This is a genomic window from Alkalihalobacillus bogoriensis ATCC BAA-922 (assembly GCF_000621445.1).
GTDB classification, from domain to species: Bacteria; Bacillota; Bacilli; order Bacillales; family Bacillaceae_F; genus Bacillus_AO; species Bacillus_AO bogoriense.
In genome coordinates, this window is the sequence record NZ_JHYI01000034.1 from 26,579 (window position 1) to 53,484 (window position 26,906).

General features: G+C 36.7%; 27 protein-coding genes and 1 pseudogene. 11 read left to right on the forward strand and 17 right to left on the reverse strand.

Translation table 11 applies throughout. The features are described from left to right. Positions 1 to 101: 101 nt before the first annotated feature. The 3 genes from T323_RS0113200 to T323_RS0113210 form a co-directional block, all read right to left on the reverse strand. Positions 102 to 566, reverse strand: coding sequence for a hypothetical protein (locus T323_RS0113200; RefSeq protein WP_026673716.1), 465 nt, complete (start codon positions 564 to 566; stop codon positions 102 to 104). A 154-nt stretch (positions 567 to 720) separates the two neighbouring features. Further along, positions 721 to 1,215, reverse strand: a complete 495-nt coding sequence (locus T323_RS0113205) for a hypothetical protein (protein ID WP_026673717.1) — start codon at positions 1,213 to 1,215, stop codon at positions 721 to 723. Positions 1,216 to 1,364: 149 nt separating this feature from the next. Further along, positions 1,365 to 1,703: a winged helix-turn-helix transcriptional regulator gene (locus T323_RS0113210; RefSeq protein WP_026673718.1), complete on the reverse strand. Its 339-nt coding sequence runs from the start codon at positions 1,701 to 1,703 to the stop codon at positions 1,365 to 1,367. A 107-nt stretch (positions 1,704 to 1,810) separates the two neighbouring features. Here T323_RS0113210 and T323_RS0113215 point away from each other — a divergent pair, with 107 nt between their 5' ends. Continuing rightward, positions 1,811 to 2,194, forward strand: coding sequence for a RidA family protein (locus tag T323_RS0113215; protein WP_026673719.1), 384 nt, complete (start codon positions 1,811 to 1,813; stop codon positions 2,192 to 2,194). A gap of 102 nt (positions 2,195 to 2,296) precedes the next feature. Here the strand turns inward: T323_RS0113215 and T323_RS0113220 are convergent, their stop codons facing one another. Then, a complete protein-coding gene (locus tag T323_RS0113220) occupies positions 2,297 to 2,692 on the reverse strand; it encodes a DUF3888 domain-containing protein (protein WP_245613727.1) in 396 nt (131 codons plus the stop codon). 168 nt (positions 2,693 to 2,860) lie between these two features. Then, on the reverse strand, positions 2,861 to 3,637 hold the full coding sequence (locus T323_RS0113225) for a hypothetical protein (protein WP_026673721.1): 777 nt from the start codon (positions 3,635 to 3,637) through the stop codon (positions 2,861 to 2,863). Positions 3,638 to 4,469: 832 nt separating this feature from the next. On the opposite strand from T323_RS0113225, the gene T323_RS0113235 reads away from it, so the two are divergent. The 3 genes from T323_RS0113235 to T323_RS0113250 all read left to right on the forward strand — a co-directional run bounded on the left by T323_RS0113235 (position 4,470) and on the right by T323_RS0113250 (position 6,856). Beyond that, positions 4,470 to 5,096, forward strand: coding sequence for a Type 1 glutamine amidotransferase-like domain-containing protein (locus tag T323_RS0113235; RefSeq protein ID WP_026673722.1), 627 nt, complete (start codon positions 4,470 to 4,472; stop codon positions 5,094 to 5,096). Positions 5,097 to 5,588: 492 nt separating this feature from the next. Next, complete coding sequence (locus T323_RS0113245; protein ID WP_026673724.1) at positions 5,589 to 6,113, forward strand: GNAT family N-acetyltransferase; 525 nt, start codon at positions 5,589 to 5,591, stop codon at positions 6,111 to 6,113. 212 nt (positions 6,114 to 6,325) lie between these two features. After that, positions 6,326 to 6,856 carry a GNAT family N-acetyltransferase gene (locus T323_RS0113250; protein WP_026673725.1) on the forward strand — a complete coding sequence of 177 codons (531 nt, stop codon included), beginning with the start codon at positions 6,326 to 6,328 and terminating at the stop codon, positions 6,854 to 6,856. A gap of 221 nt (positions 6,857 to 7,077) precedes the next feature. On the opposite strand, the gene T323_RS0113255 is transcribed toward T323_RS0113250, so the two are convergent. The 7 genes from T323_RS0113255 to T323_RS0113280 all read right to left on the reverse strand — a co-directional run bounded on the left by T323_RS0113255 (position 7,078) and on the right by T323_RS0113280 (position 12,414). Beyond that, entirely contained in the window at positions 7,078 to 7,509 is a 432-nt protein-coding gene (locus T323_RS0113255) for a DinB family protein (protein ID WP_026673726.1), read from the reverse strand. A 230-nt stretch (positions 7,510 to 7,739) separates the two neighbouring features. Beyond that, positions 7,740 to 8,558, reverse strand: a complete 819-nt coding sequence (locus T323_RS28865) for a permease prefix domain 1-containing protein (protein WP_026673727.1) — start codon at positions 8,556 to 8,558, stop codon at positions 7,740 to 7,742. Continuing rightward, a complete protein-coding gene (locus T323_RS0113265) occupies positions 8,545 to 8,895 on the reverse strand; it encodes a PadR family transcriptional regulator (protein ID WP_026673728.1) in 351 nt (116 codons plus the stop codon). Before T323_RS0113265 ends, T323_RS28865 begins: the two co-directional genes overlap by 14 nt. A gap of 142 nt (positions 8,896 to 9,037) precedes the next feature. Further along, positions 9,038 to 9,157, reverse strand: coding sequence for a DUF3953 domain-containing protein (locus tag T323_RS29765; RefSeq protein ID WP_373279336.1), 120 nt, complete (start codon positions 9,155 to 9,157; stop codon positions 9,038 to 9,040). A 148-nt stretch (positions 9,158 to 9,305) separates the two neighbouring features. Further along, a complete protein-coding gene (locus T323_RS0113270) occupies positions 9,306 to 9,896 on the reverse strand; it encodes a hypothetical protein (protein ID WP_026673729.1) in 591 nt (196 codons plus the stop codon). Between the two features lie 187 nt (positions 9,897 to 10,083). Beyond that, a complete protein-coding gene (locus T323_RS0113275; RefSeq protein ID WP_026673730.1) occupies positions 10,084 to 10,797 on the reverse strand; it encodes a 4'-phosphopantetheinyl transferase family protein in 714 nt (237 codons plus the stop codon). 144 nt (positions 10,798 to 10,941) lie between these two features. Then, entirely contained in the window at positions 10,942 to 12,414 is a 1,473-nt protein-coding gene (locus tag T323_RS0113280; RefSeq protein WP_026673731.1) for a methyl-accepting chemotaxis protein, read from the reverse strand. Between the two features lie 158 nt (positions 12,415 to 12,572). On the opposite strand from T323_RS0113280, the gene T323_RS28435 reads away from it, so the two are divergent. From T323_RS28435 to T323_RS0113295, 3 genes are all read left to right on the forward strand, one after another. Beyond that, entirely contained in the window at positions 12,573 to 12,743 is a 171-nt protein-coding gene (locus T323_RS28435) for a MerR family transcriptional regulator (protein WP_084309275.1), read from the forward strand. A gap of 89 nt (positions 12,744 to 12,832) precedes the next feature. After that, entirely contained in the window at positions 12,833 to 13,462 is a 630-nt protein-coding gene (locus T323_RS26690) for a VC0807 family protein (RefSeq protein ID WP_035178651.1), read from the forward strand. Positions 13,463 to 13,766: 304 nt separating this feature from the next. Continuing rightward, on the forward strand, positions 13,767 to 14,054 hold the full coding sequence (locus tag T323_RS0113295; protein WP_026673733.1) for a hypothetical protein: 288 nt from the start codon (positions 13,767 to 13,769) through the stop codon (positions 14,052 to 14,054). Positions 14,055 to 14,255: 201 nt separating this feature from the next. On the opposite strand, the gene T323_RS0113300 is transcribed toward T323_RS0113295, so the two are convergent. Next, positions 14,256 to 15,401, reverse strand: coding sequence for a tetratricopeptide repeat protein (locus T323_RS0113300; protein WP_026673734.1), 1,146 nt, complete (start codon positions 15,399 to 15,401; stop codon positions 14,256 to 14,258). Positions 15,402 to 15,753: 352 nt separating this feature from the next. On the opposite strand from T323_RS0113300, the gene T323_RS0113305 reads away from it, so the two are divergent. Continuing rightward, positions 15,754 to 16,167, forward strand: a complete 414-nt coding sequence (locus T323_RS0113305; RefSeq protein ID WP_026673735.1) for a PH domain-containing protein — start codon at positions 15,754 to 15,756, stop codon at positions 16,165 to 16,167. A 53-nt stretch (positions 16,168 to 16,220) separates the two neighbouring features. On the opposite strand, the gene T323_RS0113310 is transcribed toward T323_RS0113305, so the two are convergent. The 4 genes from T323_RS0113310 to T323_RS0113325 all read right to left on the reverse strand — a co-directional run bounded on the left by T323_RS0113310 (position 16,221) and on the right by T323_RS0113325 (position 19,977). Then, entirely contained in the window at positions 16,221 to 17,126 is a 906-nt protein-coding gene (locus tag T323_RS0113310; RefSeq protein WP_035178654.1) for a cation diffusion facilitator family transporter, read from the reverse strand. A 266-nt stretch (positions 17,127 to 17,392) separates the two neighbouring features. Further along, positions 17,393 to 18,178, reverse strand: coding sequence for an ABC transporter permease (locus T323_RS0113315; RefSeq protein ID WP_026673737.1), 786 nt, complete (start codon positions 18,176 to 18,178; stop codon positions 17,393 to 17,395). Between the two features lie 4 nt (positions 18,179 to 18,182). After that, on the reverse strand, positions 18,183 to 18,977 hold the full coding sequence (locus T323_RS0113320; RefSeq protein ID WP_026673738.1) for an ABC transporter permease: 795 nt from the start codon (positions 18,975 to 18,977) through the stop codon (positions 18,183 to 18,185). Next, the gene (locus T323_RS0113325; RefSeq protein ID WP_026673739.1) at positions 18,967 to 19,977 is read right to left on the reverse strand and encodes an ABC transporter ATP-binding protein; all 1,011 of its coding nucleotides are present in this window, start codon (positions 19,975 to 19,977) and stop codon (positions 18,967 to 18,969) included. The genes T323_RS0113320 and T323_RS0113325 overlap by 11 nt, the downstream gene beginning before the upstream one ends. 149 nt (positions 19,978 to 20,126) lie before the next feature. Here T323_RS0113325 and T323_RS0113330 point away from each other — a divergent pair, with 149 nt between their 5' ends. The 3 genes and pseudogenes from T323_RS0113330 to T323_RS26695 all read left to right on the forward strand — a co-directional run. Beyond that, a complete protein-coding gene (locus tag T323_RS0113330; protein ID WP_026673740.1) occupies positions 20,127 to 21,416 on the forward strand; it encodes a glutamate-1-semialdehyde 2,1-aminomutase in 1,290 nt (429 codons plus the stop codon). Between the two features lie 413 nt (positions 21,417 to 21,829). Beyond that, positions 21,830 to 26,326 (forward strand): glutamate synthase-related protein, encoded by a 4,497-nt coding sequence (locus tag T323_RS0113335; protein WP_026673741.1) that lies wholly within the window; start codon positions 21,830 to 21,832, stop codon positions 26,324 to 26,326. A 372-nt stretch (positions 26,327 to 26,698) separates the two neighbouring features. Then, a pseudogene (locus tag T323_RS26695) lies at positions 26,699 to 26,906 on the forward strand (IS110 family RNA-guided transposase); the annotation flags it as partial.

A 26,906-nucleotide genomic window follows, 5' to 3' on the forward strand; every position in this document is an offset into this window, starting at 1 on the left:
ACCTCCCCACTTTTTGAACAATGCTTGTAAATCACTTATTTGTTTCTATATTTGCTAATAAAAATTGTTATTACAGAAAAGCTCTAGTTATCAACAATGGTTTACAGTTTAATGCCTTGTTGTTTTGACTGGATAAAGTAGACTTCTTCATTTTCTGATTTACAATAGGCAACATCAAAGTGATGAAGGTCAATTAAATCCTTTAAACTATTGGGTAACTCACAACCCCACTCTAACTCTTCCACCTTATGTGGGGAGTAGCCATCATTTGGGTTTGGTGTGTGAACATATACCGCATCAAACATTGGGTCTTGTTCGTGAATGCAAATCCATGTTTGGTAAAGTTTTTCAAATCCTTTTAGTTCTTTTAATAACTTATTGTATAATGTGACATGGGCTTTAATATGTTCTCTTCTAATTTTTACACTATTTTCGCCAACTCCAAATAGATCTAAGTGAACATGCCAAAAGTCAAACCATGATTCATTATCGATCTTTAGATCACAAGTATTAACTTCCTGCCACAGATTACGAAAGTATCTTTTCTTACCACGAAATTTTTTCAAGGTATTTCTCCTATCATCTTTTTAATATATCTTTCTTCCACTTTCCTACTTCTTTCATTAGGTTAGATAACTTTTCCTACTTGAAGCTATCAAATTTGTTGAACAGGTTCAGCGACAGATGCTTGAGAGAGAGTATCCCGTTACTTGAATAAGTTCATTTTATATATTCAATTAACTTTGCAGGAACTGTCTCAAATATTAACACTTCTGGATTCTTATATGGCTTATGATTTATGTATTCTTCAATAGTCAACATACTTTCCCAATATAGTTTTACTAAATCTTCTTTGGAAGGAAGTCCTTCCGTAAAATATCCTGCTCCAACTTCTGCTTCCATATATCCATCCTCAATATAAGCAAATAAATCACTTGATAACTCTCCATTGAAAACTAGTATCTTATTGCTAAAATTAGAAAATCGATAATAAGGTTTGGTTGGTGGAACTAAATCTGCACCTAACGCCATTTTAAAATCCAACCATTTCGGAGAATTTATCGGTTTGTAACGGTCGGTAATTTCAGGAAATAGGTTACCACCATTTGTATACCATCTCGTTACTGTCCTATTGTTTAATCCTTCATCTAGTACAATTTCAGGGCTTATATAGACGTGGCTATCTTGTTCCATTATTGTATGATACAAATACATATTAATCGCTCCTTAGTAAACCTAAAAAGTCAAAAAAAACTCTTCTTTAAAACCCCTATTAGTCTTTATTCGTGGACGAACAAACATTGTTAATTTTACAGCTACTACTCACAATTATTCTTTCTGGCCTTACATTCCTGTTAATCCTATTAATGTTGTTGATTTTTCTCTCCCCACTCACATAGTTTTTCCAAAATCGGGATTAGAGTTTCTGCTTTTTGCGTGAGACTATACTCCACTTTAGGTGGGATTTGCGGATACTCTTTCCGTGTGACCATTCCTGCTGCTTCTAATTCTTTAAGTTGTGAACTTAACGTTTTATAGGTAATGGCTCCAATCCTTCTTTTCATATCATTAAAACGAACTACTTTATTTTCAGCAAGTAGGTAAAGAATTAACATTTTCCATTTACCACCAATGACTGACAATGTATAACCAAAAGGGGTTTCATGGATATTACCCTTTTCTTTAAAGTCACTCATGCTCATATTGACACTATCCTTTCTGGAAGTACCTATCAAAAAAGTGCGTACTATTTTTCTACTTATTTTCATTTTATACTTGCTTTACTTTGAAATAAAGGAGATTGATAGTGATGAATCATGTTAAAACCTTCAATCATGACCTTTGGGATCATGGTATTTCTCAAGGTTATAGTGTCAACGGTACGATTTATATTTCGGGGCAATTTTCCCACAATGAAAAAGGTGTTTTCATTGGTGAGGGAGATATCGAAACGCAAACACGACAAACTCTTAATAACATAGATCGAGTATTGGAGGAGTTTCGTATTACGAAGTCAAATCTCGCCTATGTTGAAATCTATCTAACCAATCCGCAAGCGCATACTGAAATAGTTATCAACATATTTAAGGAATACCTAGAAAAACACCGTCCGGCCGGGAGTCTCATCGGAGTGACCTATTTGGCGTTCCCAGAGCAGCTTATTGAAATTTCTGCTATCGCACATGCAGATTAAGTAAACTTTTACTATTGTCTATTTCTTGTGCTTACGTATGTTACTCTAGGTCCGTTGTATTGTCCTAGAGTAACATACATATTACCAGTTAAGATAATAAACTCAGGGGAGTGTTTTCACGTGCTTATAACCTAATAATTCGCCTTGTGTATTTATAACGATCTCATCTACTCCATAGCTATTATGAGCATCATAATAAGGATGGACTTTTAAAGTTATCTCGTACAGTCCACCTACACCAAATACTTGTTTGATTTTAAGTAGTTCTGTATCATAAGATGCCCATGTAAGTCCTTCTGGTGCAACTTTGTCATCTTTATAAATTTCAAATATTGCTTTATCTACCGGTTCTCTAAGACTAGTTATTAGTGCATATTTAAGCGTATTACATAAGTCTGTATCAGCTTCATTAATTGTTTGGGCGTTCACTGTGGTATTACCAATCAGCATTACCATAACAACACAAAGTAGAGCAAAGTACTTTTTCAAAATTATCACCTCATTTTAGTATCCTAAAATGTGTAATGACTTATTCTCCAAACTTGCTCATTGCTTTGGCTTACAAAAAATTAAACAAGTTGCTGAAACAATTCCTACCGTTACTGTTCTTTTACTATCTCTCTCCGATGGTGGGTTTCCCTGAACTCTTCTGTTATTACAAAACAATCAATTACTTAACTTACTTAAATAATCATATAATTGTTCTGAATCATCCGTCTGATAAAGAAGTCCATCAGTACCGAACACAGCGACTGTTGGCGTCTCTTTTATATCATACTCCTCTAAAACCGCTAAGGTATTCGCATAAAACACGTCATAAAATTGGACATCTCCAATCAAACCTGGATAAAGCCGATTAATCGTTTGAAGAAAACTATGTGTGTCAGTTTTCTTGTCAAAAAAACTAACCAAGGTGACTCTATGTTGTTGTTCAGATAAAACATTGCTAACGGCTTCGTTATTTTTAGAATCATCAAATAGATACATACGCTTAATAAAATGGGGATTGTTAACGTTATTTACTCTTTCAATTTCATATGTCTCTTCTATAGAAATAACCGTTTCTACCCTCATTCCAAAATATAGATACCTCAACAACTCATCAAGTTCACTTGTAATTTTCCCTGATTCAAAAATTATTTCAGTTTCATCATTAATTAGGCCAAATCCTGTTGGATTAGGGGATTCCGTTATGATATCTTCACTTATCAAATCGTAATAAAGATAGATTGGATACATGGACGGTCTTTCAGAGGCTTCCATCTTCACATTATGAATGACCCCTGTTAATTCTTGCCCTTCATAAAGCTGGACTTCATTTTGCTCAAATATATTCTCTGTTATTTCTTCATATCCAACCCAATCGACAACGAAAATAAGATAAACACTAACAAAGATGAGACTAAATATAAATAGTATTTTTCCCTTTGATTTTCTATTCATTCAATCCCCCCCCTTATTTGTTAAACAAAGATTTTATGAATGCACTTCAAGTTTTTTCAGTTTTTCAATCGGTAATAATCTCTTAATCATTTAATTATTTATCGTTAGTATAATTTACGTTTTTTCTTAGATTTTGGATTCATAAACATGCTAAAAATATAAGTTGTCTGGAAAAAGCAGGTACTCACTTCTCAAAAAATGTTAAAATACATCAAGCAGATAAGGTGAAAATCTCTTGTTAAAGCAACAGGCTTACTCCTACAAAAAAGGAGTACTTTTTTCTTTGGTAATGAAAAGGAAATTAATGTTAAACTAACACCAGTAGGCTAGTTTAATACATATGAAAGGAGAGAATTGGATGTTTAAAATTGTGGTTATTTTCATACACGTTTTAATATTCCTATTGGCAACTATTATTGGTTTGGGAGGAGTATATAATCCTGCCCCACCAGACCCAAGTAGAACATTCGAAGTTTAGTTTACAGCTATTTCCATTTTTAATACCCTTGTCATAATATCGATTTTTGTACAACTAAAGCTAAAAAAAGTATGGGTATTTTCAATCACAGTTTTAGGCTTAGTTGTCCTATTTTATTTCTTACCACTCTTAGTGTTTTACATTGAGAGTATTTCTTAAAATGGTTTGCTGAATACATATAGAAGGATTTTCATGTATCACACATTAGCTGACAGAAAAATACCGACTGCTTCAATTTTCCCTTTATTAAAACAGGTTTAGCTGAATAGTACTGTCGCTTCTTCAACAATTGAACAGGTTAGCTAAAGCGTATCGTTTTATAATCGGACATATAAAGCAAAAAAGGAGGATAATATGAAATTTTATCTATCATCTTTTAAAATTGGGAACGAAGTACAAAAATTAATGGAAATCACGAAAAACTGCAACAGAAAAGTTGCTTATATCAACAATGCATTAGACTTTGCGACTGACTTAGTAAGAAAGAATCAAAGTGATGCAGCTGATGTGTCAGACCTTCAAAGAATAGGTTTTACTGTGGATATTTTAGATTTGAAAAAGTATTTTCATAATCCAGATGGATTAGAGAAAATACTTGATCAGTATGATGTTATCTGGGTAAGGGGCGGCAATACTTTCGTTCTTGCTCAGGCTATGAATTTAAGTGGTTTCGATAAAATTATGAAAAAGTATTTTAATGAAAATAGGAACATTCTATATGGAGGGTATAGTGCTGGCGTTTGTATCCTTGGACCGACGCTAAAAGGTATTCATTTAACTGATGACCCAGAACAAAAACCGTATGGGGAAGAATATCATACTATTTGGGATGGACTACATATTTTGGAATATGCAATTGCTCCCCATTACAAATCGGACCATCCAGAATCTGAGGATATAGACAAATCAATCAAATATATGATTAATAATAAAATCCCTTTTATAGCGTTAAAGGACGGAGAAGTAATTATAATTGAATGAGTTACCTAAGCGGTCTTCCACTATGGTGCGCATTCCTGATTAAAGCTAGGATTGTGAAAAGATATACTTAAGCTAAACGGGTGCGATAATTTAAGAGGTTATCACTTGTCTTGTTACGCTAACGGAGCAGGATTGTTTAATAAAGACTTTGTAAAGAATTGGACTTTGGTTGTACGGTTGTTAATGAATAGGAACAGTGGAATAGTACAGTTACATAAAAGGGGATTGCTTATGTATTTAACTCTTCTTATATTATCAATGGTGGGTATGGTTACGTTGATATGTGTTTTGTTATTCTTTATTCACAATATATTAATAGATAAATGGAACGGTTACTCTTGGTTCTCTTTGATAATAATCATTTTCTTTTTAGGTCTCGCCATTTGGCAAAGTTTATCATCTTTTAACATAAGCTTTGATTCTTATTAAAGTAACGAGCAGGTTTGTTCACTAAAAAAATAATAGTTATTTTGGTAGATAGGGGCAAAATATATGGATAAAGAGTTATTTAAAATTAGAAAAGCAGTTACTACAGATGCTAAAGGTATAGGTAAAGTCCATGTTGACAGTTGGAAAACAACATATGCAAATATTGTTCCCGACGATTACTTAAGAAATTTAACTTATGAAAGACGTGAACAAGTATGGTTAAATGAGATTCCTAATAGCGGTGTATATGTAGCAGAAAACAATGAAGGGGAAATTGTTGGCTTTTCTTCTGGAGGTAAAGAAAGAAGTGGTAAATATAATGGCTATGATGGGGAGTTATATGCAATTTATATTTTAAAAGAGTATCAAGGGAAAGGTATTGGAAAAGCACTTCTAAAACAAATCGTAGATGAAATTAAAGGAATGGGACTAAATTCAATGCTTGTTCTTGTGTTAAAAGATAACATTTCTCGTCTTTTTTACGAAGCACATGGTGCAAAAAAAATAGATGCTGTTGAAATCGATATTGCAGGGAAAAAACTTTCTGAGCTTGTGTATGGTTGGGAAGATATAAAAAATATATTTTAATTTTTTTATTGAACTAACGTAGTGCGTTTCCGCAATAAGGCAGGAACGAAATTTTTTCAATGAAAAGGAAATTAATGTTGAAATTATAGTGATTAGTTACCAAAGGAGTAGATTAGTACAAGAAAAAGAAAATAATAACCCCTTTATCCAATAAGTTACAATAAATAACATATAATGTTACATTTACGAAAAGTAGATAAGGAATGATAATCTTGAAAATAATTGAAACGAAGAGACTGTATTTAAGGGAACTGGTCTTAGAAGATACAGAATCGTTATCTAAGGTTCTTTCTGAACCAGAATCTATGCAATTCTATCCTGAACCATTTAGTAAAGACAAGGTGGAAAAGTGGATTAAATGGAATATTGATAATTATAAAAGATATAACCATGGTTTATGGGCTGTAATTTTAAAAGATGAAGATAAGTTCATAGGAGATTGTGGAATCACAATGCAAATTATTGAGAAAGAAACAGTACCTGAGATAGGATTTCACATTATAAAAGACTATTGGAATAAATGCTATGCAACAGAAGCCGCTAATGCTTGTAAAGATTATGCATTTAAGATATTAAATTATCCAAAAGTATTTTCATACACCACCGTCAAAAATATTCCATCACAAAAGGTAGCAAAAAAAATAGGGATGCAAGAATATAAGAAATTTGAGAAAAATGGAGAAGAACAAATTGTTCAAGTTGCTTTTAATATTGATGATTCAATAAAATTAGTAAATGAGTAATTGAATTCGGATGTAAAATACTTAACTAAACAAACGGAGAGTAAAAACGAGAGAGTATACTGGACTACCAGAGCTGCGAAAATAAGGTTATAGAGTTCAGTTCCAACTAATGAAGATTTACAACATAGGCACTTGATTAATTTACTTGACCTAATAAAAAAACGCTCCCTCTATAACAGGAACGCCCAATTAGGTTATCTTTCACAAGATTTTTTTAAGGATTACAAACTCCAATCCTGAGTCCACTGTTTAGGTAATTCAAATCCTGCCTGTTTAAGTGCAACATAGTATTGTCCTTGATGAATACCCTCATGTTGAATTACCGTAGCTAATAATTCCATTATAGATAGGTACTCTGTTCCCATTTGTATAGAATCAAATTTTGTTTGTTTAAATTCAAAAACTAATTCTTCCATACTTCGTTCTAATTCATCTATTAAACTTTTTTCATCTGATGTCAAAACACCAGGAAATTGAATATTTCCAGTTTTCAACCCATCACGATAAACATCCCTTACACGAACCATATGTTTAAAGAACTTTCTTAACGTCCCTAATTCTTGTACTAGTTTGATATCCCATTTACTTTCTGGAATTTCTTTTGCTAATACGTTAGTCATTTTTGCAGCGTATATAAGCCCATTGGTATCCATATTTATCCCCCTTTGCATGATGTAACGTACTTCTAAAGATTCCTGCTCGTTTGTATTATCATGTTAGTTGAATGCCGAATTTACTCTTTTAATGATTAGAACTTGATATTAAACGATCCCGTTTCTTTTGGAAAATCATCTCTTGTGAGCGTATCCCCTGAAATAAACTGTCTAGGGAATGGTTTCACTTCGGTATAACCTTAAAAATTATTATTCCCATTATTAAGCCGTTACTTCCTTTTTCCCGCTAAAACATAAATCAAATAACCAACAACGTTCAATAAAGAAAAGGCAATGACCCAACCAGCATGTAATCGTCTATGATGATACGCATTAATTGTTGTCCAAATCGTAAACAACGTTGCATAAATGGCAAGACCTGCAATAAAAATGAATGGGATAAAACCAAAAAGTGTTACTGATTCCATTTGCACATACCATTCCGTACTTCCTAATGAATAACCCAAATCAATTAACATCCAATTTGGTTTACTAAGAGAATTGAAAACTCCATATTCGTAAGCTGGTATAGACTCGTTCCTATGATACGAAACAGAACCAGTTTCTGAAACCCTTTCAACCTCAGCCATTTTATAAATTTGAAGATTTAAGATTTGGCTTTTGTCTTCAACTAGGGTAAATATTCCTGCTTTCGTATTTTCCGAAATGGCCTCTTGCCCTTCTAACCTATTGATTATTTCTTTAGCAACAATTAAATTTTCGTTCATATGTGCTTCATCAAGCATCCATAAAACCCCACAAACAATAGAAGTAAGAGCAAAGAATGTTAATGCTATATAAAGCACTCGTTTAGCGAATACTTTTTGTGTTCGAAATAATTGCTCGACAACTGAACGCATTTCTTTTTCCCCGCCAAATCGTTCAATAGCAATATCAATTGCTTGTTGTTCCGTTTTTCCTTCATTCTTCAGCTCAAGAACAGCTTCTAGTAAATGATTTTTCATTTCCGCTTTTAACTCTTCTATCTCTTCTCTATTTCCACCAACACTATGGTAAACATCATTAACAAACGCTTCAATTTGTTTCATATTTTTCCTCCCCTTCTATAAACGAATCGATCATTTTTTTTACAAATTGCCATTCCTTTCGCTTTTCTTCAAAGCCTTCTTTACCTAAAGAGGTTAGTTTATAATATTTTCTTCTTCCTCCTGGTCCTTGTTCGTCACCCCAGTAAGAAGAAATCCATTTATTTTTTTCTAATCGCTTTAATGAAAGGTATAGCGTACCTTCCTTCAATTCAAATTGCTCTTCACTTTTCTCTCGGACTAATTTCGCTATCTCATAGCCGTACATATCTCTACTATGTAAAAGTGAAAGTATCAATGTATCTATATGACCTTTTAAAACTTCTTTATTAACTTCCAAATTTGTCCACCTCCTAAATTGATTATAAAATACATTACCTAATAAAGCGAGGTATTATTTCATTAAAATATAAAAAGATTAAAACTGTCGTTATGACAGCTTTAATCTTTTTACTATTAGCTGGTTTAGTTTAATAAATCATTTATACTGACAAAAAAACAAACTCAGAAGAAACAAAAGCAAAAATCCCTGTTACTTTGCGTTTCTCTTGAATTTCAATGAGTAATAGTGTGTGTAGCAGTACTCCATATCCCTCGTTAATAAACTATAAGCCGATAAAGAAATCCAGTAAATGCTAATGCATAATTTCACCTTTATCCTCCTAAATAACTGAAACACAAACACCTCTAAATGTTTCTTTGTTCAGTAAATCTCCCGTTTCTTGTAGACATTTTATATCTATATCTGCCTTAATCCTCCCAATAGAAAATGGCATCCATCACTTTATACTGATTAGGCTTTCGATAGATTGTTGGGATTTTTGTTTGAAATGACAGAGATTGATTTAATTTTTCAGCTTCTAGTAGTACATAACCAAACTCTATTAATGATTTTTTCAATTGTTCTGCCATACTTTGAAAATTCTCATTAACAACTAATCGATTTGCACCATCAAGTAAAGTACCGTATGCTCCACTCACTACTTCATTGGTTTCAATACAGATTTTTTTATATCTGTCATCTTCGCCCATGATTGCTACAGGGGCTAAGCGACAAATATCAAGAATAATTCCATTTGTCTCAACCCCTTTGAAACCAAACTTCTCTTCGACGACTGTAACATCTTCTTGTCGATAACAAAAAAATTCAACAAAGGAAGCGTACCCACTGCCAAAATGATTCCACTCAGCTTCGCATACTAGATTTGGAATACGGTTAATTGTATAGAATAACTGTCTAATATGGGCTTCAATTTCTTGCTCGTTATTTGTATCATAGGGATATGTATCCCCAACAATTTCCCCTTTAATTAAGGCTTGTAATTGTTCATTAGAAAACATACTTAGAACACCTCTCCCTTTTGCGTACAATGCTGTTCCATTAATCCCTTCCTATAGCGGTGTTGTTTTACTTATCATTGATTTACTTTATATTTCTAAGGTTACAACCGAACTCACCGTTTGTGGAACAAGAATACCGAAAGCTTCCTCGTAATTGTTTATGAGCAGTCTACCATGATGGTTTCTCCTATCGACTTTCCATTATGTATCTCAACTTAAATTCATCATACGTTACCTTCACTACATGTTTCGGGAGATCGTTTTCCGCACAAGCGGCTAATTTATAGTTTGGATCAAGATTATATAAGGAAAACAAAGGCTTCTCCTCCATTTTTTGATGGCTCTCAAACTCAATCTGATTACGATCAATACGAAACGAAAATGAATCTAGCGGCTCGGAAAGACCTTTTCCTGTATATTTAATATAACTTTCTTTTAACGCCCATAACGTGTAAAAATAAGGAACTCGTTCTGATTCATGTCGGCTTATTAAATCCTCATATTCTATGTTTGTAAAAAAGCGCCGAGCGATATCGAGATTGACGTTTTTTATCCTTTCAATATCTACCCCTACTGGAGATGGTGTGTGTGGTGAACAAAGACAGACAACCCAGCAACCTGAGTGGGAAAGATTAAAAGAAAACGGGAGATTAAGAGCAAGCTCTGGTTTGGCATATTGATTATATGTAAAAGAAATTTGGCTATTATTTATTTGGTAATGTTCAGTAATGAATGAGCGCACAAGGAGTTCACCTAATAAACTACGATAGGAATCTTGTATATGGCTATAGCGCTCGACTTTTTCTCTTTTTTTGGCAGAGACTTGTTGTAGCAGCCATTCATATTCCGATTGCTCTATTGCTTCTGGTATTTGCAACGCGTACAAGAATTTTTTTGTCATCATTCTTCTCCATTTTTTCGTTTCTGTGATTGCGTAAATAATATAACATGAGACACTGTTAAAACAATGATAGAAACGATTCAATTTCAAATAAATGAGAATATCCTACTGCTTTTTTCACAGTAGGATATTGGGGGAATTCTATTATTTTTTTGTCATAACTTGTTCTAATTGTTTGGTCACGGTCATTAGCTCTGTGAAGTTTGATGCCAATGTTTCCATTCGCTCATTTTGATGTTCAACAGAGGCTAGAACTTGCTGAACCGCGGCACTTGATTGGTCCGTGACATTTGCAATTGACACTGACTCATTTACAATGACATTTGTATCTTTTTGAAGTGATTGCAACATATCGGTTAGTTGCTTTGATTGTGTTTCTACTTCTTTTGCTTGTTGTAAAATTCCAGTGAATACTTGATTTGCACGTTCAGTAGACTGCAAGCCTTCTTTCATTTCTGCTTGCCCATCAGCGACAAACGAAGAAACTTGATTTGTTTTTTCCACCATACCTGTAATCATTTGTTCGACTTCGTCTGCTGAGCTTCTCGTCATTTCCGCTAGCTTTCTTACCTCACTTGCAACAACGGCAAAGCCTTTTCCGTGTTCACCTGCTCTTGCTGCTTCAATCGATGCATTTAAAGCAAGTAAATTTGTTTGGTCTGAGATTTCACCGATTTGCAAAAGGATACTCCCGATGTTTTTGCTTTGCTCTTGCAAGCCCTTCATTAAATCGCCAACATGTTCTATCGTTTCACTCACTTGATTAATTTTTACATTCAAACGACTAATTTCTTCATTTCCTTCGCTTGTCAGCTCTGTCGTTTGTTTCGCCAAATCAATGACATGCTTCGAACTTTCATTCGACGTTGTGACTTTTGAATCAATTTCTTGGATCGAAGCACTAATATCATTCACACTATTTGTTTGTGAGGATATGCCACTTGAAACTTCTTGGAATGTTTGGGAAAGTTCGTTTGAAATTTCACGTGACTCCGCAATGTTGCGGTCAAGCGAGTCACCAACATTCGTTAAAGAATCGACTGAGCGGTGAATTTCATCGACAACATTTTGAAGATTTTCTTGAACGGCTACAGCTGCATTTCCTTTTTCTTCAGTTTCACGCTGCAACTTTTCACCCATTTTTGTTTGGAACGCTAAAATCGTAATAATAAGAACGAATAATATATTTAAAAAGATATAGCCAACTGACCCCATCCCGCTGAATACTTCAACTTGATAGTTTGTGTATAAAAAGAAGCTTAAGCTCATTCCTAATAAGCCACTAAAAATAATTGATTTAAAATTATGATACAAAGAAATAATCGCAATCGTATAAAAAATAAGAATCATTGAATTTAAATTTGGTGTTGTAATCGCAAAAAAATAAACTAAAATTGCTAAGCCAACAGCGGAAATATACTGAACATATTCCGTCGCCCACTTCTTTAGTACTAAGACTGTTACAATAACTGAAATCCCACCACCGACAACAGCAATCGTAAATGTTTCTTGATAACTACCCGCTAAAACGGAAGCTAGGGCTCCTAACAATACTGAGAACCAAAATAACCTCACTACTAGTACATTTTTCTTATGAAGAATAAGTTCCTTGTCCACTTTCGTTCGCCACCTATATGTTTTATTTTATTGTATAGGTCTATTATCCTAGTAAATGTCAGTTTCGTCAATTAGTTTTATTAATTAACTTTTGTTGAATCTTCCGTTACGGTAGGATTATATAATAGAGAGACGTCAAAAAAAAGATGGGGATGCTTTTGTATACGATTGGTAAATTAGCAAAGTTGAACGGAGTAACTGTGCGCACAGTGCGTTATTATTATGAAATTGGCTTATTAACGCCTTCTGCCAAAAGTGAAGAAGGTCATCGACTGTATGAGGAACAGGCATTAGCAACATTACATATGATTCAATACTTGAAGAGATAGTTCAATTGATTTGGATTCTATCCATTCCAGAAAGACGTTGTTAAGTTTATTGAAAGGGCGATAATTCATTGTTATCAAGGTGAACAAGCATGAAACAATCGAAAGCAACGATGTTACTCGACATTCTTTGTTATTTTGTCATTCCATATTTCATCTGGACATATGGACGCGAACCACTTGGTGATTATTATGCACTGCTCTTATCAACCGTCCCAGGCATTGTGTACACCGGATTTCGTTTTGTAAAATATCGACAATTTAATTTACTAGGTTTCTTTATTATTAGTTCCCTTCTAGTTACAACAACTATCAACCTTATATCTAGCACCGCCGAAACGATGTTATGGAATCAAGTTTATGTTGGCTTCGTCTTTGCGAGTTTGTTTCTACTATCAATTTTCTTTAGGCGACCATTGGCCCTATACTTTGCCGCGGATGTCGCAGCATTGCAAGGTATATCGAAAAAAGAAAGCATTCAACTATTTTCGCAAAAAACATTTTATCGGCTATATCAAGGCATTACCTTATTATTTGTGTTACGAGGAGTCGTCCAAAATGGCGGAAAAGCATGGCTTTTGTCCGTTTATGGTGTTGATGGCTATCATTATATGCTTATTTATTTGCAAATTAGTGGATGGCTGTTTACCGGTTTGATTATTGCTAGTTTTTTGTATGTGGGGTCAAAGGTGAACAAGTATCTTTCTGGGGAAGCGGCGTGAAGTCATGTGTTCGGACATCTGTTCCGCTAAATTGCCAAAAACACTAGTTTTCTCGAACCTATCGGACATCCGTTCCGCTATTACACGAAAATCTCTACTTTCCAGACTGACTTTTAGCAAATAACGGAACTGATGTCCGAACGGGTTGTAAAAATCACTGTTTTTGCATGATTAGCGGAACTGATGTCCGTTACGATGACACTTAGCAAGCAAACCGTCATCATTATTAGGCCACTTATCATATTTACAATAATATTGATTTAAAATATAGTCCTCATATATAAAACTATTAGGAGGTTGTATTTTGAAAACATCTTGGTCAATCTTAATACATCTTGTGAATATTATTTTCTTTGTTGTACTAGGGATTGTAACAGTCGCTTTGTTCTCCAACCCTTCTGCGGGGGCAATTTCACCATTTAATCCAAAAATGTTTAGTTTACTTGGTTTCTTATATTTGTTTTGGCTGGGGAATTACATTTTTCAAATGAAGAACAAATATCATTGGTGGATTCTTTTAGTAGGAATAGGTTTGTTTGTTGCTGTTCTTTTATTGGTACTGCTTGTGGTTTTACCAAGTTTATATAGTTAGAAATTCGTATCGGACATCTGTTCCGTTAAATTGCCAAAAACACTAGTTTTCTCGAACCTATCGGACATTCGTTCCGCTACTTTACGAAATTCTCAACTTTTCAGTTTGATTTTCGGTAAGTAACGGAACAGATGTCCGAACGGGTTGTAAAAATCATTGATTTTGCATGATTAGCGGAACTGGTGTCCGTTACGAAATCCCCTACTCCTCACTCAAATCCTTCAACCACTTTTGATACAGCCCCAACTCATACCCACTTACTTCAGCTCGATGTAAAGCTTGTTTTCCGTATTCTAATGCAAGGTCCTTATCGGAATTAACCGCAATTTTTGAAGCTCTTAATAATGATATTGGGGTGTAATCATGTTTTAATAGTTTTTGTACAGCTTCTAACGCTTCCTCATGTCGATTTTGTTCTTCTAATATAGAAATATACTGCGAATAAAAAAAGGATGCCCCCATAAAATACCCTGGTTTTTCTTCCAATACCTTTACGATTTCCTTTTCCGCTTTGTCATCCTCTTTCTGTTCAAGTAGCTTTAAAATAGTTTCATATTCATCTTCTTCAAATTCAAATAGTTCATGATAGTCTGATAGCAAATAATCTGTCTTCTCATTAAAAACAGCTTCAAAATCATTTGTTTCGAGCGTCTCGTCGATAATATCGGTAATGATTGATATCCCATATTCAGAGACTAGGTGTTCCACAGCAAAACGTGACAACTCATAATGGCTAAATCCGACCGCCTCATTCGGAATGCTATGAAACGATACAATCTCATTCCATTCTTCGTATGGTGAATCACTGTAATAACGATCATACAATTGATAAGAAAATGTATCCGCGATTCCCTCAATAAACCATAACGGGAGAACATCTGACATCATTACTTTTTCTTTGTTATATATGTACCCTTGTGTATAAGCATGTGCAACTTCGTGTGCTAGTGTCCCATAAAAAGATTCCTGATTTAAGTTTTGATTAATCCTAATGGCATTTTGTATGATGTCGTATTCACCAGTCCGACTCGCGGTTAACAACTTTTCATCATTGCTTACCATTTTAATAATTAGTTTTTCATTCATGTCTACTTGTCCAAACCATGTTTCTCCTAATTCAAACATACTTGCTAACGCTTCTTCTATTTCCTTCACACGGTCCTCGCTGACAGAATGATGAATTGAATATGAATCCCTTTCTATTTTTTCTTCAGTCGAAATAGAGACCACCATTTCAAGTCCTTTTTCTTTAATAACATAATAAATGCCAAAAACCGTTGTTGTAAAAATAATAAAAAGACCAGTGAGTACCCCTAGTATTAGAAGAACAAGATTTCTAGTCTTCAAGCGCTTTCCCTCCTTCTTTATCGATATTTTCATTTTATACCAAATATAGGAAAAGGGAATTGTTTTTTTATTTAAAAAACAGAAGTTGCTATTTGTAACAGACATCTATTCCGCTAATTCATCAGAAACTCAAGTTTTCACCCCCCGTTCGGACATTTGTTCCGTTACTTGATCTATTTGGTGACGAAAACAGCGATTTTTCAAGTAGTAACGGAACAGATGTCCGATAACTTTTGTGAATCGATGTTTTTTCTAAAAATAGCGGAACAGATGTCCGTGAGAAAACTATCAATCCAGATTGAAACGTTTCCATCCCCTTTTCCGTACAACATATATAAGGAGGGTTCCATCTATGTATTTTCCATCGAAAAAAGATGCCTGGATGACGGTTCTCATATGGGTATATATACTTGCGTTTGTTTTTCCGCCAATTTTTGTTGCTGAAATTACGATTTGGGGGATGCTCATTCCGGTCATATGTGCGATATTCCTAGGCTGGATTTGGTTTCAGACCGGTTACACGATTGAAGCGGAAACGCTATTCATTAAATGTGGCCCGATTAAATCACTTGTTAAGATAACGGATATTGAACAGATTCGTTTAACAAAAAATCCATTTACGGCCCCGGCTTTATCAATGGAGAAAATTGAAATCCAATATTCGCCCTATCGAACGGTTCAGATTTCACCAATAAATCAACAAGAATTCATTGAACATCTCTTAAAGAGAAATCCTACGATTACATTCGACCAATCTACTCGTTAAAACAGAAAAAGCCCGAATCACTTCACACGATTCAGGCTCTTTCTTCATCCAAACTACAATACAACTTCACGTTGATACGGATTAATATGAACAAACACTTTCTTAATTTTATCATGATCGGTTAGTAGCTTCTCTTTGACTTGCTTTGAAATCATATGGCCTTCTGCAACACTTAAGTTTGCATCAACAGCGACTTTAATATCAACAACGACGTAATGCCCGTGTGTTCTTGCTAAAATCTCATCTATGTTTTTGACGCCTTCTATCATTGAGACAGTTTCGTAAAACGGTTGGACTTCCTCTTGTTCTAACACTTGTTCCATCATTACTGAGCTTGATTGCTTGGCTAGAGAAAAGCCAATTTTGATGACGATGACAGCTACAATTAGTCCAGCAAGAGGGTCAAAATATAAGAGAACTGGGATTTGATAATACTGACCGAGCATCGCTCCAAACACTCCAATAAAAGCTGCAACAGAAGAAAGGACATCAGAACGATGATGCCATGCTTCAGCTAGTAAAGCCTGGCTGTTGATTTTTTTCGCTAAACGATATTTATATTGAAACAAAATTTCTTTTACGAGAATCGATATGAGAATGGCAAGTAAGGCAATGCCTTTTGGGGCCACTGGTGCTTCTTCGAAAAATAGCTTAAGTGAAGAAAGCGTAATTTCCAGCCCGACAACAATTAATAAAATCGCCACAACAATTGTCGCAATGTTTTCAGCCTTGCCATGACCATACGGATGGTCTTTATCCGGTGGCTTTTTTGCGGTTTTCAACCCAGCTAGTACAGCAAATGAACCGGCTACATCGGACGCCGAATGAGCCGCATCGGCTATTAATGCTCGACTTCCTGCTATCCATCCAATGATTCCTTTCATAATCGCTAACATTCCATTTGCTATAATTCCGATCCAAGTTGCTGTCTCCGCTTGCTTGAAACGATTGTTTTCCATCATCGACACCACCATTTAGTATTCTACTTTTTCATCCTAGCAAATGACTATCGTGTGGGTCTAGAGCAACGTTTTTAAGCGAAAACAACTAATATAACGGTGGTAAACTAACCTGAACATAGACTATTTTTTTGCCAGTAGGAAACTTTTGTAAAATAACGGCGCTGGTGGCCGCTTATTTTCTGAATCGCTAGTAAAGTTCACAAATAACGGCTTCAGTGTCCTCGAAAAAGAAAAGCCGAACCCATAAGGCTCAGCTTTCTCACTCAATTCCCAGCGCCGCGATATTTTGTGACGCCTTTATTCCATAATTTTATCGATATCACAAAAAAGATGACAGCCATCACTGGCGTTAAGAACGCAAATACATACCATTCTTCTCGTCCTAGAAAGTAAGCAGCAGGATACACACCAACAAAGGCGAACGGCAAGATCCATGTGAGGACAAAGCGAATGACTTGATTGTAAATATCAACCGGATATCGGCCGTAGTTGCCGATATTGTACATCATCGGCATGATGTCAGTACGGCTATCTGACCAAAAGGAGATGCTTGCAATCATGATGAAAATACTTGCGTAAATAAATGCTCCGCCTAATACAAAGACGATAAAAACAAACGGGTCATACCATGTGAAGGTTAAATCTAAATGCATAGCGGCGTACACCATAATTGCGATACCAGTAATGACACCGAATAACGATTCAAGCTCCATTCGTTCTAATATAATTTGAAACAAACTGTGAATCGGTCGTGTTAAAATTCGGTCCATTTCTCCTTTTACGATATACCGTTCGTTAAAGTCCCATATATTAAAAAACGCTTGAAAAATCGCAAATGGAACTAAAAAGAATCCGTAAATAAAAATGATTTCCTCGCGGTTCCAGCCGCTTAAAAATTGGGTATGGCCGAAAACGACAAGAATAAAGACGAGGTTCACGGCTTGAAATAATAAGTCGGATAAAATTTCAACAACAGCATCAACGCGATACGTTAATCTCGTTTTTAAATATTGTGAGGCGTATTGAAAGAACATTGAAAAATAATACATGTGCTTAGCCTCCTTGCACGATAAGCTGCTTTTTCGCAACTACCCATAAGATTTGAATTGGAATAAATAAAATAAGCGTCCACACGAGTTGAGTCGCTAACGCCGCCCAAACTTCTGCTCCGACAAAGCCTTCGGTGAAAATCATACTTGGAATATAGCTAATCGCCTGGAACGGTAAGAACGTCATGACGTTTTGGGCCCATAACGGGTAAAAGCTAATTGGTAACAATAACCCTGAGAACAAGTCAATGACAACACGTTTCCCGCGAATTAAGCCATTATTATTAAATAAGAAAAACGTAAGGATTCCGGTAATTAAGTTGATTTGTGTGTTAATCATAAAACTAAATAAAATCGACACGAAAAACAAACCCCACACCGACAAACTTGCTGAAAATTCGATTGGGAAAATGAGCCATACAATGAGTAATCCCGGAGCTGAGAAGAACAACAGTCGAAAAATGCCTTCCCCTAGCCCTTGCATCGTTTTCATGCCCAAGTAGCTATACGGGCGGATCATTTCGATCGCCACTTTTCCTTCGGTTATTTCTTGGGCAATTTCTCTGTCGATATTGTTAAAATAAAACGCCCGCGCCATCCATGCGACAGCGACATAAGTCGTCATTTGCACGACCGATAATCCTTGAATTTCTTCTTGGCTTCCGTAAATCGCGGTCCAAAGGAAATAATACGCTGCGATATTAATCGAATAAATTAAAATTCCGCTGTAATAATTTGTTCGATACGCTAACATCATTAAGAAGCGAATCCGAATCATTTCAAGGTATTTACCTGACATGAAAGACACCTTCTTCATAAATGTTACGAATAATTTCCTCTGTTGAGACTTGGTCGATTTTCATGTCAAGAATCGTCCACTCGGCTGCGATTCGACTAATGATAAGGGAGACATCTTTGTCATTTTCTGTAACCGCAATCCACTGATTGCTATTTTCGCCTTTTTTCCACTCAACTGTGAGTCCTGTTGATTGTTGTTCTAAAGTTTCTTTTGAAATTTCAGCTTGAAAATTAAATTGAATTTCTTTTCCTGCACCCCAATTTTGCTGTAGCTGTTTTAAGCCACCGTCATAGATGATTTTTCCTTCGTCTAACATAATAACGCGTTCACATAATGCTTCGATATCAGCTAAATCATGTGTTGTTAATAGAATCGTAGTTTGATATTTTCGATTGATTTCTTTTAAAAATTCACGAATTTTCAGTTTGACTAATACGTCTAACCCAATCGTTGGTTCATCTAAAAACAATAATGGTGGATTGTGAATGAGAGCTGCGGCTAGTTCACAACGCATTCGTTGTCCTAGTGACAGTTTGCGGACCGGTTTATCTAGAAGCGGCCCTAACTCTAATGTTTCAATGATTTCTTTTACATGGGTTTCATACTGTTCATCAGGTACATTGTAAACTTTTTTTAAAAGACGGAATGATTCTTGCACGGCAATATCCCACCATAGCTGGGAACGTTGTCCGAACACAACACCTATCGTACGCACGAATTGCTCTCGTTGTTTATGTGGGTTCATTCCATTTACAATGACTTCTCCTGATGTCGGTGTTAAAATGCCTGTTAGCATTTTAATGGTTGTTGATTTCCCTGCCCCATTTTCCCCGATATAGCCGACCATTTCCCCTTTTGGAATAGAAAACGAAATATCGTTGACGGCAGAAAAAATTTTATAATTTCGTGTGAATAAATCGCGAAATGCCCCTGATAATCCAGACCGGCTTGAGTATTGTTTAAATTCTTTTCGTAATGTTTTTACTTCTATCATATTCATTCTCGTCACCTCGGTATTTTGACTTTGATAGTTTATCGGAAAAACACGATTTCTACAAGACGAACGCCTCCGATTTTTCCTAATTGGAATGACATGCTAAAATAAATAGGAAGAAACAGGGGTACATAAAAGGGAGGCCTTCAAAACGAATGAATGTAAAACAATCTGAATTATTATACGAAGAAGCGACCGAGCACATTCTTGGTGGGGTCAACAGTCCGTCACGCTCGTTTAAAGCGGTTGGTGGTGGGGCACCAATTTTTATGGAAAAAGCAAATGGGGCGTACTTTTGGGATGTAGATGGCAATCGTTATATTGACTTTCTAGCGGCATATGGACCGATTATTACGGGACATGCTCACCCACATATTACAAAAGCCATTACGAAAGCGGCGGAAAACGGAACATTATACGGTACACCAACAAGACTTGAAAATCAGTTTGCGAAAATGTTAAAGCAAGCAATTCCTTCATTAGAAAAAGTCCGCTTTGTCAATTCTGGGACTGAAGCGGTTATGACGACTATTCGCGTTGCTCGTGCTTATACGAAACGTGATAAAATTATTAAGTTTGCTGGGTGTTATCATGGTCATTCTGATCTTGTTTTAGTTGCGGCTGGGTCTGGTCCATCTACCCTTGGGACGCCGGACTCTGCTGGGGTAACGCAAAACATCGCAAAAGAAGTGATTACCGTTCCTTTTAATGATATTAGTGCATTTAAAGAAGCAATGGAAAAATGGGGCGAAGAAATTGCTGCGGTGCTAGTTGAACCGATTGTTGGAAACTTCGGGATTGTAGAGCCGTTCCCAGGCTTTCTTGAAGAAGTGAATGAAGTAACCCATAAAGCAGGGGCACTTGTCATTTATGATGAAGTGATTACAGCTTTCCGCTTTATGTATGGTGGTGCCCAAAATTATCTTCAAGTCGAACCTGATTTAACGGCGTTAGGGAAAATTATCGGGGGCGGATTACCGATTGGAGCTTACGGTGGGAAGCAAGCGATTATGGAACAAGTTGCTCCACTTGGCCCTGCTTATCAAGCAGGCACAATGGCGGGAAATCCTGCATCGATTAGCGCGGGGATTGCTTGTTTAGAAGTACTGCAAGAACCTGGTGTCTATGAAAAATTAGACAAACTCGGTGCTCACCTTGAACAAGGCATACTTGCCCATGCAAAAGCATATGATGTTCCGATTACGGTGAATCGACTAAAAGGTGCGTTAACGATTTATTTTAATACTGAAAAAGTAACGAACTATGAACAAGCAGAAAATAGTGATAGCGACATGTTTGCTCGTTTTTTCAAACTGATGCTTGCTCAAGGCATTAACTTAGCGCCATCTAAATACGAAGCTTGGTTTATTACGATCGCGCATACAGAACAAGATATTGAAGAAGCATTACAAGCTGTTAAACATGCCTTTAGCCAATTAAAATAATGTATATTTATGCAAGTATACAGTGCAGGGAAGAATTCACTCCCCTGCATTTTTTATACTCTCACATCATGTAAACGCTTACAACTTCTTTGTAAATATAGCATTTTCTCTTTCCTTTTTCCTTTATAATATTGGATAATTCCACCATTCATGTGAATAAAAATAATTGATTTTATTCAGTGAACATGTTATTATGTTATAAAGTTCTGACAATTTCAAATAGTTGTCAGATTCTTTTTATCTATGCATACGCTGCGTTACAAACAAAGGGTGTTCGAAAAGTTAACAAACAGACGTAACCTAGAGCGACCCTGGCTACTTGCAGCTTAATAGTGTCAGATTTTTTCACAATGATTCTGCTTTGCCGACTTTTCGAACAGACTTTTATTAATCGGGAGGTGACGGTCATACCAATGACCAAACAGATGAGAAACTGGAGTCCAAGTACATTTAGAGATTTTCAAAAGCATGTTGAACATGATAGCTGTGGTATTGTCTCCGTCATGGAGAAAAAACGGATCCCAACAAAGAAAAACATCGATGACTGTATTAACGCCTTAATTACGATGAATCACCGCGCTGGTTTTATTAATGAAGAAGGTGACGGGGTTGGTATTCACATTGATATTCCAAAAGCAGTGTGGAAAGAAAAATTAACAGAAGCAAATCAAGATGCTTCCATTGCTGACCGTCCTGATTTTGTTGTTGGTCATTTCTTTATTGACCAAACAGCCAATGCTCAAGCAACAAAAACAGAAATAAAAGCAAAAATGGCATCCTGTGGATTCGACCTTGTGTATGAAACAGACAACGTCACAAACACCGATGCACTTGGTCCATTAGGAAGAAAAGAAGAGCCTGTTTTCTGGCAAGTGGCACTATTGCCAGCCTTTGAACTTTCTCAATTAAATGAAACACTCTTTAAACTTGTTATTGACATTGAAGAAAATAAATTAGTTCATGTTGCTTCATTAAGCAATTACTATGCGATTTATAAAGTAATGGGTGCAGGCGATGTGTTACCTCGCTATTACCATGATTTAGCGAACCCACTTGTCGCATCAACAATGACACTTGGTCATAATCGTTATTCTACAAACACATTATCAAATTTCTTCCGTGTTCAACCGTTTAGCATTATCGGACATAACGGGGAAATTAACACGATTGCAAAGCTACGAGATGAAGCAAGAATGCTAGATATTCCACTTGTAGATGGCGCGAGTGACTCTCAAGATTTAAACCGTGTGATTGAAACATTAATTTACCGTCACAATTTCAGCTTATTCGAAGCGTTAGATGTTCTCTTCCCTCCTATCGTGAACGAAATTAAGGGAATGCCAGATCATCTTCAAGATTTATATGCGTATGTACGTGAAGCTTGGGGTCATTTTGCCCAAGGCCCTGCTGGAATCATTTCTCGTTTCGGAGATGAAGCGGCATTTAGTGTTGACGCATTAGGCTTACGTCCTGTGTGGATGACAGAAACAGAATCTTCTTTTTACTTTGCATCTGAGCAAGGAATTGTATCGTCGAGCGAGTTTGTTGCTGAGCCAAAACCTCTTGCACCAGGAGAAAAAGTCGGTTTGCAATGGAAAGAAGATAGCTTACAAGTTATTTTCCAAGACGTGTACCAAGAGCTTGTGTTTAATCGCATGAGTGAGCGTGTGAATGTCGAAGGAAGTCGTAAGCGTTTAAGTACACCACAAATGAAAGACGAAAAAAATACCGTTACTTCGTTACCATTAAAAGTGACGAATGGTCATTATTCTGCTTTTGGCTGGGATCGTGAGCATATTCAAATGGTTGAGCAAATGGCAGATAAAGGCGTAGAGCCGATTCGTTCCCTAGGATACGATGCACCACTTGCAACACTTCACCAAGGTCGCAAAAACATTGCAGATTTTATTAAAGAAAGTGTTGCTGTTGTTACTAACCCGGCGATCGACCGTGACCGTGAAATGGAGCATTTCTCCACTCGTGTCATTTTAGGTAAGCGTCCATCATTATTTGACCATGAAACAGACCATACAAACTTAGAATTAGTGTCTCCAATCGTACTTGAAGGAGCAGCTGGTGCGAAACTAGCAGAAGCTGGTGAACAGCCGTCTTATAACCAAGTTGTTTCGTATTATGAAGATTTACAAGCTTCTCATATTTTATCCGCAACATTTGGTGAAAATGAAACGGTCGCTGAAGCTTTACAACGCCTTGTTGACGATGCCGCTGAAGCGATTGCAAACGGTGCACAATTAATCGTATTAGATGATGAACAAGCACATAGTGACAATCATTTATGGCTTGACCCACATCTTGTTGTTTCTGCTATTGACCAAGGGTTAACAGAAAAACAAATTCGTCGTGACTGTTCGATTGCAATCCGTTCAGGTTCTATTCGTTCGCTTCATGACATCGCTGTTATTTTCGGTTTAGGTGCAGACATTGTTAATCCATATTTAATGTTTGCGACTGTAACAGGTGAAGATGCAGCACCAGGTGTAAAATTATTTGAAGCATTAAATAAAGGCCTTGAAAAAGTCATTTCCACAATTGGCATTCATGAACTTCGTGGATATGGACGGTTGTTCTCAGCTATCGGGTTAAACAATGAAGTGTCAGATGTATTAAACATCGTGAACTTTTTAGGCTCTGATTCATTAAGCTTTAATTTTGACAAAATGAAAGAAGATGCCGTTGGCCGTCGTGAAGACTTTTCTGATGAAAAGGCGAGACCAGGAAAAACGTTCCACTTCTTCCCTCGCATTTGGAAAGCAATCGGTGACATCGCCTCTGGCAATGGTGAATATAGCGCTTATGCAGATAAATTAAAAGAACAAGAAGAAAACAATCCGATTTCCATTCGTCATTTAACTGATTTAAAAGAAGTGTCATCTTCAGTTAATCCGGAATCTGTTGATCTTGCTGTTCAAAACCATAGCTTGCCATTTATTATTAGCTCGATGTCGTTTGGTTCACAAAATGAAATTGCATTCCGCGCGTATGCCGAAGCCGCTGATCGTTTAAATATGATTAGCTTCAACGGTGAAGGTGGAGAAATTAAAGATATGCTTGGCAAATATCCAAATACTCGTGGACAACAAGTTGCGTCCGGACGTTTTGGTGTGAATGCCGAACTCATTAATTCAACAAACTTAATTGAAATTAAAATTGGTCAAGGAGCGAAGCCAGGTGAAGGTGGTCATCTTCCAGGCTCAAAAGTGACAGATAAAGTTGCCGCTGCTCGTAATGCGACAACTGGTTCTGACTTAATTTCTCCTTCTAATAACCATGATATTTATTCGATTGAAGACTTAGCGCAAATGGTTACGGAAATTAAAACAGCCAATGACCAAGCAAAAGTGTGTGTGAAAGTACCAATCGTTCCAAACATCGGAACCATTGCAGTCGGTGTTGCAAAAGCAGGTGCTGATTATATTACATTAAGTGGTTTTGACGGCGGAACAGGGGCAGCTCGTGTTCATGCTCTTCAACACGTTGGATTACCAGTTGAAATTGGTGTTAAAGCCGCTCATAATGCCTTAATCGAGTCAGGATTACGTCATAAAGTCGAGCTTTGGGCTGACGGCGGAATTAAAAGTGCACTTGATGTTGTCAAAGTAATGCTTCTTGGCGCCAACCGGATTGGATTTGGAACACTTTCGATGATCGCTGTCGGTTGTACAACATGCCGTGGTTGTCACCTTGATACGTGTCACGTTGGAATCGCGACACAAATTGAGTCAGAAGCACAAGCGAAAGAACATGGCTTACGCCGTTTCGTTCCTCGTCAATTTGACTTAGCTGTTGAAGGCTTAATGAATATGTTTAATGCATTCGGAAAAGAAGTTCAAGCATTAGCGGCATCACTTGGTGTTGCTCGCGTACAAGACTTAGTTGGTCGCTCTGACCTTCTTGTGCAAGCACGCGGAACAGAAGCAATGGACTTACAAAACATGCTTGATGTTTTATCTGCCCAAGATGTTGCTGTATTGCCACAGCTTGAAACAGCGGCTTCTTCTGAAGAGCAAAAACTTGCGGTTGCTGCTGGCGCTGAATATTTAGACTATCGTGTTGAAGATTTAGGGAAATCACGTGAATTCTCTAATGTCACAGCAGAACAACGTATTTTAGGAAGCCGTGTGTCTTGTCACCGTGTTCGTGGAAAACTTGACGGTTCCTACCGTGACTTACCAGAAATTAGCTTAAGCTTTAAAGATGGTTCTATCCCTGGTAATGGTCTTGGTGCTTATAACAGTGACGGTATCGCGATTCATGTTGATGGCGGAGCACAAGACGGTGTCGGAAAAACAGCCTTTGGCGGCTCATTTATGATTTTCAAAGCAAAAGGCAAAGACGGCCAATATTATAACGGTTCTGTCGGTAAAGGAACAGGTTATGGTGCACAGCAAGGAATCTTTATGATTCAAGGAAATGCTGACGCACGTGCTGGTATCCGGTTATCTGGTGCCGATATGATTTTCGGTGGCCGCCTCACAAAACCTGTAAAAACAAGTGGTGCAAACCTCGGTGCCGATGCAAATATTAAAGGCTTTGCCTTTGAATATATGACAAACGGCCGTGGTCTTGTCCTCGGTGACCCTGGTCCATGGATTTGTGCAGGAATGACAGGTGGAGTCGTCTACCTCCGTCACCAGCCAGAAATGGGCTTAACAGAAGAAGCACTTCAAGCCCGAATTGCGAAAGGAGCAAAAGTGGAAATTGAATCCCTTTCTGATAAAGGGATTACAGATGTCACTGAATTGCTGACAGCATATCAAGAGCGTTTAACGGCGTTCGGTCACACAGAAGAAGCTTCAGTCATTGCTGGATTACTTGAAAACGTCGAAGACAACTTCCTTCAAGTCATCCCAGTTAAACAACAAGCTGATCCGTCTGTATCTACAGAATAATATAGAAGAAGCGCTTTGGATTTTAGGAATCAAAGCGCTTTTTTTGTTTTGTGGGGTTAGTCCGCGGCACGAGCGAGGAACGCGGGTCCTATTGGACATGTGTTCCGTTATTTATAGCAAAATAGCCTTTTTTGCAATCTTTATGGACATCTGTTCCGCTATTTTTGCTTTCAGCTAAGTTACAGTCCTGTTTTCAAGCAAATAGCGGAATACATGTCCGATAAAATTTTAATAATCGATGTTTTCGTGTGAATAGTTATCATGAACAAAACTGGCCCCTTACTCGTAAATCGTAGATTAATTCGGTTAGAATGTTTACTGGAAAAGTAAAAAACCAAAATCAGAGCTACATTACGAAAAGGAGCCATTACTATGAATGATAACACAAAATATGTAGGTTTAGACGTGTCTAAGGAAAATATTGCAGTTGCAATTGCATACCCGGGTAGAGAAAAGCCATGGTATCGTGGGGAGATTCCAAATACTCCAGAGGCTATTCGAAAATTAATGAAAACGTTAGGAAATCCTGAAGACTTAAAAGTCTGTTATGAAGCTGGTCCTACGGGCTATCCAATCTATC